Genomic DNA, 14,918 nt, shown 5'->3' with positions numbered 1-14,918 from the left:
CTTCAGCGTCCGCCCCGCCCAGACTTCCGGCATGACCACCGCACCGCCCTTCGGCCGCGCGCTCTGCGCGATGATCACCCCGTTCGCCCCCGACGGCGCGCTCGACCTCGACGCGGCGGGCGCCCTCGCCGTCCGGCTCGTGGCGGAGGGCTGCGACGGCCTCGTCCTCAACGGGACCACCGGCGAGTCCCCGACCACCACCGACGCCGAGAAGACCGCGCTGGTCCGCGCCGTCCGGGAGGCCGTCGGCCCCGGCCCCTCGGTCCTCGCGGGCGTCGGCAGCGCCGACACCTCGCACACCGCCGGACTGGCCCGCGCGGCCGAGGAGGCGGGGGCGGACGGGCTGCTCGTCGTCACCCCGTACTACAGCCGCCCTCCGCAGGCGGCCGTCGAGGCGCACTTCCTGAAGGTGGCGGACGCGACCGGCCTGCCGGTGATGGTCTACGACATCCCCGGCCGCACCGGCACCCGCGTCGAGCCCGCCACGATGCGGCGGCTCGCCCAGCACCCGGGGATCGTGGCGGTGAAGGACTGCGCGTACGACCTGCTCGGCTCGGCCCGGCTGATCGCGGAGACCGGGCTCGCGTACTACTCGGGCTGCGAGGAGCTGAACCTGCCGCTGTACGCGGTGGGCGGCGCCGGCTACGTCAGCACGGTGGCGAACGTGGCGCCCCGTCAGCTGCGCGCGGTCCTCGACGCCTTCGACGCGGGCGACACCGCCGGAGCGGCCCGGCTCAACGCCCGGCTGCTGCCGCTCGCCGAGCGGATGATGGCCTCGGGCCTGCCGGGCACGGTGACCGCGAAGGCCCTCCTCGGCGGCCCGCTGCGGGAGCCCCTGCTGCCCGCCGACCGGGAGACGGCCGACGGGCTGCGCGCGCTCCACGCGGCGCTGCTGGAGGCGGATCAGGCGGAGTCGGCGCTGTAGGTGCCGCCGAGGATCGCGGCGTGCTCCAGGACGTCCTCCAGGGGGTCGTCGATCTGCCCGGTGGAGATCAGGGAGACGTGCGGGCCGTTGTGCGAGTGGAGGTGCGTCTCGTCCGCCGCCGCCGTTCCGGCGGACAGCAGGACCGCCACCGCCGCGAACGCCCCGGTGGCCGTGTGCCTCGTCCTCATGTCGACTCCTCGCCTCGTCTGCGTACGGGGCGCTCCGCCCCGCCCTGATAACGCAGCGTCACCGGATCGGTTGCCGTGCGCGCCGCGGAAACGGCCGACCGCCCTGCCGGCCGTCCGACGACGGGGCGAGGGCGGCCGGTCGCTCACGGGGCCTCAGTTGTGGCTGTGCAGGATCTCGTTGAGGCCGCCCCAGACCGCGTTGTTCGGGCGGGCCTCGACGGCGCCGGTGACCGAGTTGCGGCGGAAGAGGATGTTCGAGGCGCCGGAGAGGTCGCGGGCCTTCACGATCTCGCCGTCGGGCATCGTCACCCGGGTGCCGGCCGTGACGTACAGGCCGGCCTCGACGACGCACTCGTCGCCGAGCGCGATGCCGACGCCCGCCTCGGCGCCGATCAGGCAGCGCTCGCCGATGGAGATGACGACGTTGCCGCCGCCGGAGAGGGTGCCCATGGTGGAGGCGCCGCCGCCGATGTCGGAGCCGTCGCCGACGACGACGCCGGCGGAGATGCGGCCCTCGACCATCGAGGTGCCGAGGGTGCCGGCGTTGAAGTTGACGAAGCCCTCGTGCATGACGGTGGTGCCGGCGGCGAGGTGGGCGCCGAGGCGGACGCGGTCGGCGTCGGCGATCCGGACGCCGGCGGGCGCGACGTAGTCGGTCATGCGGGGGAACTTGTCGATCGAGGTCACCTGGAGGTGCAGGCCCTCGGCGCGCGCGTTGAGCCGGACCTTCTCGACGTCGTCGACGGCGACCGGGCCGAGCGAGGTCCAGGCGACGTTGGCGAGGAGGCCGAAGACGCCGTCCAGGCTCTGGCCGTGCGGCTTGACCAGGCGGTGGCTGAGCAGGTGCAGGCGCAGGTACGCGTCGTGGGCGTCGAGCGGCTTCTCGTCGAGCGAGGCGATGACGGTGCGGACGGCGACCACCTCGACGCCCCGGCGGGCGTCCACGCCGAGGGCCTTGGCGGCGCCCTCGCCGAGGGCGTTGACGGCCGCGTCGGGGTCGAGCCGCTCGGTGCCGGCGGGGCCGGGCGCGTCGGTCAGCTCGGGGGCGGGGAACCAGGTGTCGAGGACGGTGCCGTCGCCGGCGATGGTGGCGAGGCCGGCGGCGACGGCGCCGGTGGAGCGAGGAGCAGTGGTCATGACGGAAAACCTAACCGGCGGGTGCCCGCCCGGGCCAACCGGTCTCAGGTGTCGGTCCGGCGCGCCGTCGGTTCGGACGAGCCGTGACGAGGGGGGTCCGGCGCTTCGTCCGGGTCGCGGGGGTGCAGGATCCGGCCCAGCATCGCGCGCGCGTACTCCTCGTCGTACGCCCCGCCGGTGAGCAGGACCTGGAGGCAGACGCCGTCCACGAGGGCGACCAGGGCGCGGGCGGTGGCGGGGTCGGTGCGGGGGGCCAGGACGGCGGTGACGGCCTCGGTCCACTCGGCGGCGACCGGACGCAGGGCGGGGCGGCGCAGGGCGGCGAGGTAGAGCTCGTACTCCAGCTCCACACCGGTGCGTTCGCCGCCCAGCCACTCCCCCAGGAAGCGGGCGAGGACGGCGGCGAGGTCGGCGTCCGGGCCCACGCGCGCGGACCGCTCGCGCAGCCGGTGCCCGAAGTTCTCGTTGGCCCTGCGGAGGGCCGCGACGAGGAGTTCGTCGAGGGAGGCGAAGTGGTACGTGGTGGAGCCCAGCGGCACGTCCGCCTCGGCGGCCACCGTGCGGTGGCTCAGTCCGGCGATGCCGGACCGTCCGACGACCCGGAGGGCGGCGTCCACGATCCGCTCGCGGCGGTCGGGGTCGTGGCGGCGGGGCCGGGCCATCAGTGGGCGCCGCCGAGGTTGAGGACGGCGACCCCGGCGACGATGAGGAGGATCCCGGCGATCTTGGCGAGGCTGAGGCTCTCGCCGAGGAAGAGGACGCCGATGGCGGCGACGGCGGCGGTGCCGACGCCGGACCAGATGGCGTACGCGGTGCCGACCTGGAGCGTCTTGAGCGCCTGCGCCAGGAGCGCGAAGGCGATCAGGTAGCCGACGCCGGTGACGAGCGAGGGCCAGAGCTTGCTGAAGCCGTCGCTGTACTTCATCGAGGTGGTGGCGAGGATCTCCGCCGCTATGGCGCCCGCCAGCAGTCCGTAACCCATGCGTACGAGCGTACACATCGTTGCGTACGGGCGTACGCACAATTCCGTACGGACGTGCGAGGTCCGACCGATACCGTGTCGCCCATGACCTATCCCACGGGGCCCTACGGCTACGGCCACACTCCTCCGCCTCAGGCGCCGAAGCCCGGCGTGATACCCCTGCGGCCGCTCTCCCTCAGCGAGATCCTGACGGGCGCCTTCAACACCTTCGGACGCCACTGGAAGCAGCTCGTCGGCGTCACCGCCGTCGCCTACGGGTTCGCCCTCCTGCTGACCGCCGCGGCGATCGGCGTCGGCTACCTGGCCGTCGCGGACCACGTGTCCGCCGTGCTCGACCTGCCGAGGGGCGAGGAACCGTCGCCGGACGACCTCCTGCCGACGCTGATCGCGTTCGGCTGCGTCTGGCTGGTCCTGATGATCGGCGCCCTGGTCGCGAGCGCCGTGGTGTCGGCGGCGGTGCCCGTGGTCCTCCAGGAGGCGGTCCTGGGCGGCCGCGTCGCGTTCGGGACCGTGTGGGGGCGCGCGTGGGCGCGGATGCCCGCGGTCCTCGGCACGGTCCTCCTGACCGCGCTGTCCATGCTGGCGCCCCTCCTGCTCTTCGCCGTCCTGGCCGCCGGCCTGATGGCCCTGGTGATCGCCAACGACGCCGGCCCGGCCGCGTCGCTGCTGTTCGTCCCCCTCTTCCTGCTGGTCCTCCCGCTCGCCGCCTGGCTCTGGGTGAAGTTCGCCCTCGCCCCGGCGGCGGCGGTGATCGAGCGCCAGGGCGCCACGGCGTCCCTGCGGCGGTCCTGGCGCCTGGTCACCGGCTCGTGGTGGCGGACCTTCGGCGGCCTGCTGGTGGCCGGCCTGATCACGGGCTTCGTCAGCGCGATCTTCCAGCAGCTGCTCGGCACCCTGGTGAGCATGCCCCTCGCCAGTGGCCCGACGCCGGAGACGGCCGAGGAGCTCGTCGCCCTGGTCGTGCCGATGGTGATCGTCATGGGCGTCGGATCCCTCATCGCCCAGGTGTTCTCCGCGATCTTCCCGCCGCTGGTGTCCGGGCTGCTCTACATCGACCGGCGCATCCGCACGGAGGACCTGGCGACGGTGCTCGCCCGGACGGCGGAGGCGCGGGCGTACGACTTCTGACGGTCCGGCGGGCCCGGGCCCGCCGCTCAGTCCGTGAGCGACCGCTTCGGCCGCAGCACGCAGAACTCGTTGCCCTCGGGGTCCGCGAGGGTCACCCAGGTCGCGTCCTCGCCCTGCCCGACGTCGATCCGGGTGGCCCCGAGGGCGAGGATCCGCTCCACCTCGGCGTCCCGGTCGTCGGGCGTGAGGTCGATGTGCAGCCGGTTCTTGACGCTCTTGGACTCGGGCACGGGCAGGAAGCACATCCCGGGCAGGCTGTACTCGTCGGCCCCGATGACGACCTCGTGCCCGTCCTCGTAGAGGACCTTCCAGTCGAGGACCGCGGCCCAGAAGCGGGCCTGGGCGGAGAGGTCGTGGGCGTCGACGGCGAGGTGGTACATGCGAACGGCCATGCTCCCCAGTCTGTCAGGGGAGCACGGCCGTTCGTGCGAGGGGCTCGCTCAGACGTTGAAGCCGAGCGCGCGGAGCTGCTCGCGCCCGTCGTCCGTGATCTTGTCCGGGCCCCACGGCGGCATCCAGACCCAGTTGATCTTCAGCTCGCTGACGATGCCGTCCGTGGCGGACTTCGCCTGGTCCTCGATCACGTCGGTCAGCGGGCAGGCCGCCGACGTCAGGGTCATGTCCAGCGTCGCGACGTTGGAGTCGTCGATGTGGATGCCGTAGATCAGGCCCAGGTTGACGACGTCGATGCCCAGCTCGGGGTCGACGACGTCGTACAGCGCCTCACGGACTTCTTCCTCGGAGGCCGGCTTCATGGTGGCCCCGGCGTTCTCGGTCATGCCGACTTCCTCTCGGACTTCTCGTCGTCGTCCCCCAGCGCCTGGGCGGTCGCGTCCTTCCACGCCATCCAGCTCAGCAGGGCGCACTTCACCCGGGCGGGGTACTTGGAGACCCCGGCGAACGCGACCGCGTCCTCCAGGACCTCCTCCATCGCCTCGTCCGGCTCGATCCGGCCCTTGGACTGCATCAGCTCCAGGAAGGTGCCCTGGATCTTCCGCGCCTCGGCCAGCTCCTTGCCGACGAGCAGCTCGTTGAGGACGGAGGCCGAGGCCTGGCTGATGGAACAGCCCTGGCCCTCGTACGACACGTCCTCGATGCGCGAGCCGTCGTACTTCACGCGGAGCGTGATCTCGTCGCCGCACGTCGGGTTGACGTGGTGCACCTCGGCGTCGCCGTCCCGGAGACCGCGCCCGTGCGGGTGCTTGTAGTGGTCCAGGATGACGTCCTGGTACATCGAATCCAGCTTCACGAGCGTCTCCTAGCCGAAGAAGTTCCGTACGTGCTCCAGTCCCTCGACCAGGGCGTCGACCTCGGCCGGGGTGGAGTACAGATAGAACGACGCCCGCGTGGTCGCGGGAATTCCGTAGCGGAGGCAGACCGGCCGCGCGCAGTGGTGGCCGACCCGGACCGCGATGCCCTGCTCGTCGAGGACCTGGCCCACGTCGTGCGGGTGGATGTCGCCGAGCGTGAAGGAGATCGCCGCGCCGCGGTCCTCGGCCGTGGTGGGGCCGATGATCCGCAGGTCCGGGACCTCCTGGAGGCGCCGGACGGCGTACTCGGTGATCGCGTGCTCGTGGCGCGCGATGTTCTCCATGCCGATCGCGGACAGGTAGTCCACGGCCGCGCCGAGGCCGACCGCCTGAGCGATCGGGGGCGTGCCCGCCTCGAACTTGTGCGGGGCCGGCGCGTAGGTGGAGGAGTGCATCGAGACGGTCTCGATCATCTCGCCGCCGCCGAGGAAGGGCGGCAGGTCCTCCAGGAGTTCCTGCCGTCCCCACAGCACGCCGATGCCGGTCGGGCCGCACATCTTGTGGCCGGTGAAGGCCACGAAGTCGGCCTGGAGCGCCTGCACGTCCAGGACCATGTGCGGGGCCGCCTGGGAGGCGTCGATGCAGACGAGCGCACCGACCTCCTGGGCGCGGCGGATGATCGTCTCGACCGGGTTGACCGTGCCGAGCAGGTTCGAGACCAGGGTGAAGGAGACGATCTTGGTCTTCTCGGTGATGACCTCTTCGATGTTCGAGAGGTCGAGACGCCCGTCGTCGGTGAGGCCGAACCACTTCAGCTTCGCGCCCGTGCGCTGCGAGAGCAGCTGCCACGGCACGATGTTGGAGTGGTGCTCCATCTCCGTGATGGCGATCTCGGTCTCGTGGTCCACGCGGTAGGGCTCGTCGGCCCAGCCCAGCATGTTGGCCACGAGGTTGAGCGACTCGGAGGCGTTCTTGGTGAAGATCACCTCGTCGCGGCTCGGCGCGTTGATGAAGGCCGCGACCTTGTCACGGGCGCCCTCGTAGAGCGCCGTCGCCTCCTCGGCGACCGTGTAGACGCCGCGGTGGACATTGGCGTTGTGGCGCTCGTAGTACGTGTTGAGCGCGTCGAGGACCTGACGCGGCTTCTGCGAGGTCGCCGCGGAGTCGAGGTACACGATCTTCTTGCCGTCGTGGACCGTGCGATCCAGGAGCGGGAAGTCCTTGCGGATCGCCTCGGTGTCGAGGAGGCCGGAGAGCCCCTGATGGGCAGAAGTCACGCGGACGCGCCACCCTTCACGTACTTGTCGTAGCCCTCGTTCTCCAGGACGTCGGCGAGCTCGGCGCCGCCGGACTCGGCGATGCGGCCGTTCGCGAAGACGTGCACGAAGTCGGGCTTGATGTAGCGCAGGATGCGCGTGTAGTGGGTGATCAGCAGGGTGCCGACCTCGCCGGTCTCGCGGACGCGGTTGACGCCCTCGGAGACGATCCGCAGGGCGTCGACGTCGAGGCCGGAGTCGGTCTCGTCGAGGATCGCGATCTTCGGCTTGAGGAGCTCCAGCTGGAGGATCTCGTGGCGCTTCTTCTCACCGCCGGAGAAGCCCTCGTTGACGTTGCGCTCGGCGAAGGCCGGGTCCATCTGGAGCTGCTCCATCGCGGACTTGACCTCCTTCACCCAGGTGCGCAGCTTGGGCGCCTCGCCGCGGACGGCGGTGGCGGAGGTGCGCAGGAAGTTGGAGACCGAGACGCCGGGGACCTCGACCGGGTACTGCATGGCCAGGAAGACGCCGGCGCGGGCGCGCTCGTCGACCGACATCTCCAGGACGTCCTCGCCGTCGAGGGTGACGGTGCCGCCGGTGACCGTGTACTTCGGGTGGCCGGCCAGCGAGTACGCCAGGGTCGACTTGCCGGAGCCGTTGGGGCCCATGACGGCGTGGGTCTCGCCCTGCTTGATGGTCAGGTCGACGCCCTTGAGGATCTCGCGGGGGCCGTTCTCCGCCTCGACGGAGACGTGCAGGTCGTGGATTTCAAGCGTAGCCATGGGTGACTCAGGACTCCTGGGTGACGGAGACGAGCACATCGTCCCCTTCGATCTTTACGGGGTATACGGGGACGGGGCGCGTCGCGGGAAGGCCGGAGGGCTTGCCGGTGCGCAGGTCGAAGCTGGACCCGTGCAGCCAGCACTCGATGGCGCAGTCCTCGACCTCGCCCTCCGAGAGGGAGACGTTCGCGTGCGAGCAGATGTCGTTGATCGCGAACACCTCGCCCTCGGTGTGCACGACCGACACCGGCGTGCCGTCGACCTCGACCCGCTTCGGGGTGTCGGTCTCCAGCTCGCTCAGCGCGCAGACTCGGACGAAGGCCATCAGACGGAGGCCTCCAGCTCCGCCTCGATCTTGGCGAGCAGGCGCTCCTGGACGTCGGGCAGGCCGATCTGCTGGACCAGCTCGGCGAAGAAGCCGCGCACGACGAGGCGGCGGGCCTCGATCTCCGGGATGCCGCGGGACATCAGGTAGAAGAGCTGCTCGTCGTCGAACCGGCCGGTGGCCGAGGCGTGACCGGCGCCGGCGATCTCGCCGGTCTCGATCTCCAGGTTCGGCACGGAGTCGACCCGGGCGCCGTCCGTGAGGACCAGGTTCCGGTTCAGCTCGTACGTGTCGGTGCCCTCGGCGGCGGCCCGGATGAGCACGTCGCCGATCCAGACGGCGTGCGCGTCCTGGCCCTGCAGCGCGCCCTTGTAGGCCACGTTGGACTTGCAGTGCGGGGTGTTGTGGTCGACCAGGAGGCGGTGCTCCTGGTGCTGGCCCGCGTCGGTGAAGTACAGGCCGAAGAGCTCGGCCTCGCCGCCGGGGGCCGCGTACGCCACGCGCGGGTGGATGCGGACGACGTCGCCGCCGAAGGTGACGACGACCGACTTGAAGGAGGCGTCGCGGCCGACGAGCGCGTTGTGCTGGGCGACGTGGACGGCCTTCTCGTCCCAGTCCTGGACGGAGACGACGGTGAGCTTCGCGCCGTCGCCGAGGACGTAGTCCACGTTGGCGGCGAGGACGGCGTCACCGGTGTGGTCGATGACCACGACGGCCTCGGCGAAGGCGCCGAGCTCGATCACCTGGTGGCCGAAGGCGGTCCCGCCCCGGCCGTGCACGGCGATGCGGATCGGCTCGGTGAGGACGGCGTCCTTGGCGACGGTGACGACCGAGGCCTTCTCGAACGAGGAGTACGCCTGGGCGGCGACCCGGTCGACGGGCTTGCCGGCCCGGCCGAGGCGCTCGTCGTCACGGCCGACGGTCTCCACGGTGACGCCCTCGGGGGCCTCGATGTCGACCTTGACGCCCTCGCCGGTGGCGACGGCGGTGCCGTCGTGCAGGCCGCGGAGGCGCTCCAGCGGGGTGAACCGCCACTCCTCCTCGCGGCCGTGCGGGACGGGGAAGTCCGCGACGTCGAAGGACGGGGGGGCGCTCATGCGCGTGGCGACGGTGGACTCGGCGGCCACCGCGATCGAGCCGGCGGTGGTGGATCCCGCCGGGATGTTCTGGGCCTCAGCCATGGCTGTCGTGTTGCTCTCTTCCTGCGTACGTGGAAACGGTCGCTGCGTGCGGGCGGAGGGCCTTAGCCGACCGACCCCTCCATCTGCAGCTCGATCAGCCGGTTGAGCTCCAGGGCGTACTCCATCGGGAGCTCCTTGGCGATGGGCTCGACGAAGCCGCGGACGATCATCGCCATGGCCTCGAACTCGGTGAGGCCGCGGCTCATCAGGTAGAAGAGCTGGTCCTCGGAGACCTTGGAGACGGTGGCCTCGTGGCCCATGGAGACGTCGTCCTCGCGCACGTCCACGTAGGGGTACGTGTCGGAGCGGGAGATGGTGTCGACGAGCAGCGCGTCGCAGAGCACGTTGGACTTGGCGCCCGGGGCACCCTCGCCGATCTCGATGAGACCGCGGTAGGAGGTGCGGCCGCCGCCCCGCGCCACCGACTTGGAGACGATGTTCGAGGAGGTGTTCGGGGCCATGTGGACCATCTTGGCGCCGGCGTCCTGGTGCTGGCCCTCGCCCGCGAAGGCGATGGACAGGGTCTCGCCCTTGGCGTGCTCGCCCATGAGGTAGACGGCCGGGTACTTCATGGTGACCTTGGAGCCGATGTTGCCGTCGACCCACTCCATGGTGGCGCCCTCGTAGGCGACGGCGCGCTTGGTCACCAGGTTGTAGACGTTGTTCGACCAGTTCTGGATGGTCGTGTAGCGGCAGCGGCCGCCCTTCTTCACGATGATCTCCACGACGGCGCTGTGCAGCGAGTCGGAGGAGTAGATCGGGGCGGTGCAGCCCTCGACGTAGTGGACGTAGGCGTCCTCGTCGACGATGATCAGCGTCCGCTCGAACTGGCCCATGTTCTCCGTGTTGATGCGGAAGTAGGCCTGGAGCGGGATCTCGACGTGCACGCCCTTCGGCACGTAGATGAACGAGCCGCCGGACCACACGGCCGTGTTCAGGGAGGCGAACTTGTTGTCGCCGACCGGGATGACGGTGCCGAAGTACTCCTTGAAGAGCTCCTCGTGCTCCTTCAGCGCGGTGTCGGTGTCGACGAAGATGACGCCCTGCTCCTCCAGGTCCTCGCGGATCTGGTGGTAGACGACCTCGGACTCGTACTGGGCGGCGACGCCGGCGACGAGGCGCTGCTTCTCCGCCTCCGGGATGCCGAGCTTGTCGTACGTGTTCTTGATGTCCTCGGGCAGTTCCTCCCAGGAAGCGGCCTGCTTCTCGGTGGAGCGCACGAAGTACTTGATGTTGTCGAAGTCGATGCCGGAGAGGTCGGAGCCCCAGGTCGGCATGGGCTTCTTGCCGAAGAGCCGCAGACCCTTGAGACGCAGCTTCAGCATCCACTCGGGCTCGTTCTTCTTCGAGGAGATGTCGCGGACGACGTCCTCGTTCAGTCCGCGCTTGGCGGTGGAGCCGGCGGCGTCGGAGTCGGCCCAGCCGTACTCGTACCGACCCAGGCCCTCGAGCTCGGGGTGGCTGATCTCGGTGGTCATGCGGGGTTCCTCCCGGCCGTGCTTGCGGATGCTGATTCGGTGGTCTGTGGAGCGCCGTGCGGGATGAACGTGGTGCAGACGCCGTCACCATGGGCGATGGTGGCCAGACGCTGGACGTGCGTTCCCAGGAGGCGGGAGAAGAATTCCGTCTCCGCCTCGCACAGCTGGGGGTACTGCTCGGCGACGTGGGCGACCGGGCAGTGGTGCTGGCAGAGCTGCTCGCCGACCGGCGCGTTCCGCGCAGTGGCAGCGTACCCGTCCGCCGTGAGGGCCTTGGCGAGCGCCTCGGCCCGCCGCGCGGGCTCGGCCGCCTCGACGGCCTCGCGGTACGCGCTTCCCTGGCTCTCGATCCGGTCCCGGGCGAAGGCGGCGACGGCCTCCTCGCCCCCGGCGTTGCGCTCGATCCAGCGGAGCGCCTCGACGGCGAGCGAGTCGTACGACTGGTCGAAGGCGTCCCGGCCGCAGTCGGTCAGCGCGAAGACCTTCGCGGGGCGGCCGCGGCCGCGGTTGCCGTAGACGCGCTTCTCGCGCGCCTCGACGACGTTCTCCGCGACCAGCGAGTCGAGGTGGCGGCGGACGGCCGCCTGGGTGAGGCGGAGCCGTTCGGCCAGGTCGGCGACGGTCGACGGCCCGTGGTCCAGGATCGACCGCGCGACCCGGTTGCGTGTGGAACGCTCCCGGGTCGCGAGTTCCTCCACCGGAGCCGCGCCAACGTTTTTCACAACACCATTGTTGCGTAATTAATCGGGGAGTGACAAGCCGGGTCCGACGCGCGGACGGTGCCGTGCATCACTCAGGTAAGGCTTACCTGACCTGGGAAAACGATCATTCGTGGGATGAATTCGACCACTCTTCCGGACCCGCGCCCGAAGGACCCCCGGGCGCTCTCTAGACTTCCCGGCATGCACGGGAAGCCCACGACCGAGTCCGTCGTCCAGATCCGCGGCCTGGTCAAGCGGTACGGAGACAAGACCGCCGTCGACGGCCTGGACCTCGACGTACGGGCCGGGACCGTCACCGCCGTCCTCGGTCCCAACGGCGCCGGCAAGACCACCACGATCGAGACCTGCGAGGGCTACCGCAGGCCCGACGGCGGCACCGTCCGGGTCCTCGGCCTCGACCCGGTCGCCGACGCGGCCGCCCTGCGCCCCCGGATCGGCGTCATGCTCCAGTCCGGCGGCGTCTACTCCGGCGCCCGCGCCGACGAGATGCTCCGGCACATGGCGAAGCTGCACGCCCACCCGCTGGACGTGGACGCCCTGATCGAGCGCCTCGGCCTCGACTCCTGCGGCCGCACGACCTACCGGCGCCTCTCCGGCGGCCAGCAGCAGCGCCTCGCGCTCGCCATGGCCGTCGTCGGCCGCCCCGAGCTCGTCTTCCTCGACGAGCCCACCGCCGGTCTCGACCCGCAGGCCCGCCGCGCCACCTGGGACCTGGTCCGCGAGCTGCGCGCCGACGGGGTGACCACCGTCCTCACCACCCACTTCATGCAGGAGGCGGAGGAGCTGGCCGACGACGTCGCGATCGTCGACGCCGGCCGGATCGCCGCCCAGGGCAGCCCCGAGGAGCTGTGCCGCGGCGGCGCCGAGAACACCCTGCGCTTCACCGGCCGCTCCGGGCTCGACCTGGGCTCCCTGCTCAAGGCCCTCCCGGACGGCACGGCCGCGGCGGAGACGCTCCCGGGCACGTACCGGATCACCGGCGACGTCGACCCGCAGCTCCTCGCCACGGTCACCAGCTGGTGCGCCCAGCACGGCGTGATGCCGGACGGCATCGCGGTCGAGCGCCACACCCTCGAAGACGTCTTTCTGGAGCTCACGGGCAAGGAGCTGAGGTCATGAAGCCGGCCACCGACGAGATCTGCCGGGGGTCCGGGGGTCGTCCCCCGGGTCGGCACGGCCTGGAGCTCACGGGCAAGGAGCTGAGGTCATGAGCACGGGAACCCACCCCCCGAAGTCCACCGGCACGGGAACCCACTCCCCCCGGCCCGGTGCCGCCCCCGTCGGGCGGATGATCGCCGCGCAGACCGCCCTGGAGACCAGGATGCTGCTGCGCAACGGCGAGCAGCTGCTCCTGACGGTGATCATCCCCTCGCTGCTCCTGGTGCTGTTCTCCACCGTCGACGTCGTCGACACCGGGGCCGGGAAGCCCGTCGACTTCCTCGCGCCCGGCGTCCTCGCGCTCGCCGTGATGTCCACCGCCTTCACCGGCCAGGCCATCGCGACCGGTTTCGAGCGCCGGTACGGGGTGCTCAAGCGCCTGGGGGCCTCACCGCTCCCCCGCTGGGCCCTGATGACCGCCAAGACGCTCTCCGTCCTGGTCACCGAGGTCCTCCAGATCGCCCTCCTGACGGCGATCGCGCTCGCGCTCGGCTGGTCCCCGCGGGGGAACCCGCTCTCGGTGCTGCTGCTCCTGGTCCTCGGCACGGCCGCCTTCTCCGGCCTCGGCCTGCTGATGGCCGGCACGCTCAGGGCCGAGGCGACCCTGGCCGCCGCCAACCTGGTCTTCCTGCTGCTCCTGGTGGGCGGCGGGGTGATCGTGCCCCTGGAGAAGTTCGGCGCCGCGGGCGACGTGCTCGCCCTGCTGCCGATCTCGGCCCTCTCGGACGGCCTGCGGGACGTCCTCCAGGGCGGGGCGCCGATGCCGTGGGGCGACGCGCTGGTCCTCGCGGTCTGGGCGGTCCTGGGGCTCGGGGCGGCGGCGAGGTTCTTCCGCTGGGAGTAACCGTAAGGTTCCGTTCGGCCACATACGCCCCCCTCGTGAAAGCACGCACAAGCGCCGTCCTACGATAGGGCCCGTGCTGAACCCCCTCGCCCTCATCGCCCGGCGCTGGACCCCGTCCCCCCGGACGCTCCGGCGCGCCGCGCTCTCCGCCGTCGTGATGAGCGTGCTCATCATCGTCACCGGCGGCGCGGTCCGGCTGACCGGTTCCGGCCTCGGCTGCGACACCTGGCCCAAGTGCACGGACGACAGCCTCTTCGCCACGCCCGAGCAGGGCCTCCACGGCGCCATCGAGTTCGGCAACCGGATGCTGACGTACGTCCTGTCGGCCGCCGTCGGCTGGGCCATCATCGCCGTGCGCTCGGTCAAGCCGCGCCGGCGCGGCCTCACCCGGCTCGCCTGGGTCCAGTTCTGGATCGTGATGAGCAACGCCGTCCTCGGCGGCATCACGGTGTGGATGGGCCTCAACCCGTGGACGGTCGCCGGCCACTTCCTCGCCGCGAACGCGCTGCTCACGGTCGCCGTCGTCACCTGGCACCGGACCGGCGAGGGCGACACCGCTCCCCGCCCGCGCGCGCCGCGCCCGGTCCGCAGGCTGGCCTGGGCGATCACGATCACCTCGGGCCTGCTGATCGCGCTCGGCACCACCGTGACCGGCTCCGGCAAGCACGCCGGCGACAGCAGCGACGTGCCGCGCATGCCGTGGGACTGGACGAACGCCGCGCACCTGCACGCGATCGCCGCCTGGGTCGTCTGCGCGCTCGCGGTCGCGATGTGGCTGGTCCTGCGCGCGGTGGACGCCCCGGACGACACCCGGGCCCGCGCCCGCGACCTGCTGATCGTGCTGCTCGCCCAGGGCGGCATCGGCTACGTCCAGTACTTCACCGGGGTCCCCGAGATCCTGGTCGCCGCCCACATGCTCGGCTCCTCGCTGATGTGGATCGCGGTCCTGCGGCTCGCCCTGAGCATGCGCGAGCGCCCGCTGAGCGCCCCGGAGATCCCGGCCCAGGCCGACCCGGAGCTCGCGAAGGCCTGAGGTCCCGCCCGCTCCCGTACGCACGCACGCACGTACACGCACACAGACAGAAGGGCCCACCGGTTCCCGCGAGCCGGTGGGCCCTTCGCGTGTGCGCCCGCGCCGCTTCAGCGGTCGGAGGGGCCGCCGATCTGGATGCCCGCCATCCGGGTCCACTCGTACGGACCGGTGACGACCTTCGCGGCGAACTCGCCGTCGAACTCCTCGTGGAGCGTCAGCCCGGCCTTCTCGGCGGCCCGCTCCGCGAGCGCGTACGTCGGGGCGACCAGGTCGCCCCAGAGGCCGTCCGCGCCGACGAGGACGATCCGGGTGCCCGCCTGGCCGATGTGCTCCAGGTGTCCCTCGGAGCCGCCGTGCTCCTCGGAGAAGGCCTGGATCTGCTTGGTGAGCCGGGCGACCCTGCGCTCGTCCTTCTTCGTGTCTGCCTTCGTGTCTGCCATGGCAAGGATGCTACCGACGGGTAGATCGAACGGCGACGGCCGGGCGGCGCGGGTTTGTCCCACGACCCCCCCGCGGCCGCGAGGACATG

The 14,918-nt window shown here is 71.4% G+C and carries 19 protein-coding genes; 5 read left to right on the top strand and 14 right to left on the bottom strand.

Features of this window, described 5'->3' with window-relative positions; genetic code table 11:
• Window positions 1-31 precede the first annotated feature (31 nt).
• Window positions 32-925, top strand: coding sequence for a 4-hydroxy-tetrahydrodipicolinate synthase (dapA, locus tag ACWGSR_RS11655; RefSeq protein ID WP_453565653.1), 894 nt, complete (start codon window positions 32-34; stop codon window positions 923-925).
• On the opposite strand, the gene ACWGSR_RS11650 is transcribed toward dapA, so the two are convergent.
• From ACWGSR_RS11650 to ACWGSR_RS11635, 4 genes are all read right to left on the bottom strand, one after another.
• Entirely contained in the window at window positions 904-1,113 is a 210-nt protein-coding gene (locus tag ACWGSR_RS11650; RefSeq protein WP_376239633.1) for a hypothetical protein, read from the bottom strand. The two genes, dapA and ACWGSR_RS11650, sit on opposite strands and share 22 nt — an antisense overlap.
• 153 nt (window positions 1,114-1,266) lie before the next feature.
• Window positions 1,267-2,250, bottom strand: coding sequence for a 2,3,4,5-tetrahydropyridine-2,6-dicarboxylate N-succinyltransferase (dapD, locus tag ACWGSR_RS11645; RefSeq protein ID WP_453565651.1), 984 nt, complete (start codon window positions 2,248-2,250; stop codon window positions 1,267-1,269).
• 44 nt (window positions 2,251-2,294) lie between these two features.
• Window positions 2,295-2,912 carry a TetR/AcrR family transcriptional regulator gene (locus ACWGSR_RS11640; RefSeq protein WP_376239637.1) on the bottom strand — a complete coding sequence of 206 codons (618 nt, stop codon included), beginning with the start codon at window positions 2,910-2,912 and terminating at the stop codon, window positions 2,295-2,297.
• Window positions 2,912-3,232, bottom strand: coding sequence for a DMT family transporter (locus ACWGSR_RS11635; RefSeq protein WP_453565648.1), 321 nt, complete (start codon window positions 3,230-3,232; stop codon window positions 2,912-2,914). The genes ACWGSR_RS11640 and ACWGSR_RS11635 overlap by 1 nt, the downstream gene beginning before the upstream one ends.
• A gap of 84 nt (window positions 3,233-3,316) precedes the next feature.
• Here ACWGSR_RS11635 and ACWGSR_RS11630 point away from each other — a divergent pair, with 84 nt between their 5' ends.
• Window positions 3,317-4,360 carry an oxidoreductase gene (locus ACWGSR_RS11630; RefSeq protein ID WP_453565645.1) on the top strand — a complete coding sequence of 348 codons (1,044 nt, stop codon included), beginning with the start codon at window positions 3,317-3,319 and terminating at the stop codon, window positions 4,358-4,360.
• Window positions 4,361-4,386: 26 nt separating this feature from the next.
• Here the strand turns inward: ACWGSR_RS11630 and ACWGSR_RS11625 are convergent, their stop codons facing one another.
• The 9 genes from ACWGSR_RS11625 to ACWGSR_RS11585 form a co-directional block, all read right to left on the bottom strand.
• Window positions 4,387-4,752, bottom strand: a complete 366-nt coding sequence (locus ACWGSR_RS11625; RefSeq protein ID WP_376239644.1) for a VOC family protein — start codon at window positions 4,750-4,752, stop codon at window positions 4,387-4,389.
• 48 nt (window positions 4,753-4,800) lie between these two features.
• Window positions 4,801-5,139 carry a metal-sulfur cluster assembly factor gene (locus tag ACWGSR_RS11620; protein WP_055644196.1) on the bottom strand — a complete coding sequence of 113 codons (339 nt, stop codon included), beginning with the start codon at window positions 5,137-5,139 and terminating at the stop codon, window positions 4,801-4,803.
• Complete coding sequence (gene sufU, locus ACWGSR_RS11615) at window positions 5,136-5,609, bottom strand: Fe-S cluster assembly sulfur transfer protein SufU (protein WP_376239648.1); 474 nt, start codon at window positions 5,607-5,609, stop codon at window positions 5,136-5,138. The genes ACWGSR_RS11620 and sufU overlap by 4 nt, the downstream gene beginning before the upstream one ends.
• Window positions 5,610-5,618: 9 nt before the next feature.
• Window positions 5,619-6,887, bottom strand: coding sequence for a cysteine desulfurase (locus tag ACWGSR_RS11610; protein ID WP_053642066.1), 1,269 nt, complete (start codon window positions 6,885-6,887; stop codon window positions 5,619-5,621).
• Complete coding sequence (gene sufC / locus ACWGSR_RS11605) at window positions 6,884-7,648, bottom strand: Fe-S cluster assembly ATPase SufC (protein ID WP_030692513.1); 765 nt, start codon at window positions 7,646-7,648, stop codon at window positions 6,884-6,886. The genes ACWGSR_RS11610 and sufC overlap by 4 nt, the downstream gene beginning before the upstream one ends.
• A 7-nt stretch (window positions 7,649-7,655) precedes the next feature.
• Window positions 7,656-7,973: a bifunctional 3-phenylpropionate/cinnamic acid dioxygenase ferredoxin subunit gene (locus ACWGSR_RS11600; RefSeq protein ID WP_030205123.1), complete on the bottom strand. Its 318-nt coding sequence runs from the start codon at window positions 7,971-7,973 to the stop codon at window positions 7,656-7,658.
• Complete coding sequence (gene sufD / locus ACWGSR_RS11595) at window positions 7,973-9,154, bottom strand: Fe-S cluster assembly protein SufD (protein ID WP_376239652.1); 1,182 nt, start codon at window positions 9,152-9,154, stop codon at window positions 7,973-7,975. The genes ACWGSR_RS11600 and sufD overlap by 1 nt, the downstream gene beginning before the upstream one ends.
• 62 nt (window positions 9,155-9,216) lie before the next feature.
• Window positions 9,217-10,632 carry a Fe-S cluster assembly protein SufB gene (gene sufB, locus ACWGSR_RS11590; protein ID WP_053642064.1) on the bottom strand — a complete coding sequence of 472 codons (1,416 nt, stop codon included), beginning with the start codon at window positions 10,630-10,632 and terminating at the stop codon, window positions 9,217-9,219.
• The gene (locus tag ACWGSR_RS11585) at window positions 10,629-11,354 is read right to left on the bottom strand and encodes a helix-turn-helix transcriptional regulator (RefSeq protein WP_376239656.1); all 726 of its coding nucleotides are present in this window, start codon (window positions 11,352-11,354) and stop codon (window positions 10,629-10,631) included. The genes sufB and ACWGSR_RS11585 overlap by 4 nt, the downstream gene beginning before the upstream one ends.
• 180 nt (window positions 11,355-11,534) lie before the next feature.
• Here ACWGSR_RS11585 and ACWGSR_RS11580 point away from each other — a divergent pair, with 180 nt between their 5' ends.
• The 3 genes from ACWGSR_RS11580 (at window position 11,535) to ACWGSR_RS11570 (ending at window position 14,389) form a co-directional block, all read left to right on the top strand.
• Window positions 11,535-12,473 (top strand): ABC transporter ATP-binding protein, encoded by a 939-nt coding sequence (locus ACWGSR_RS11580; protein WP_453565638.1) that lies wholly within the window; start codon window positions 11,535-11,537, stop codon window positions 12,471-12,473.
• An 88-nt stretch (window positions 12,474-12,561) separates the two neighbouring features.
• Complete coding sequence (locus ACWGSR_RS11575; RefSeq protein ID WP_453565635.1) at window positions 12,562-13,356, top strand: ABC transporter permease; 795 nt, start codon at window positions 12,562-12,564, stop codon at window positions 13,354-13,356.
• 73 nt (window positions 13,357-13,429) lie between these two features.
• Entirely contained in the window at window positions 13,430-14,389 is a 960-nt protein-coding gene (locus ACWGSR_RS11570; protein WP_376239664.1) for a COX15/CtaA family protein, read from the top strand.
• Between the two features lie 107 nt (window positions 14,390-14,496).
• Here ACWGSR_RS11570 and ACWGSR_RS11565 read toward each other — a convergent pair whose 3' ends face one another.
• Window positions 14,497-14,829, bottom strand: coding sequence for a hypothetical protein (locus ACWGSR_RS11565; RefSeq protein WP_376239666.1), 333 nt, complete (start codon window positions 14,827-14,829; stop codon window positions 14,497-14,499).
• Window positions 14,830-14,918: the final 89 nt, after the last annotated feature.

It is taken from the genome of Streptomyces sp. NPDC055632, assembly GCF_053618675.1.
The sequence above is the reverse complement of the archived record's forward strand: the minus strand, read 5'-3'. Positions and strand labels throughout refer to the sequence as shown.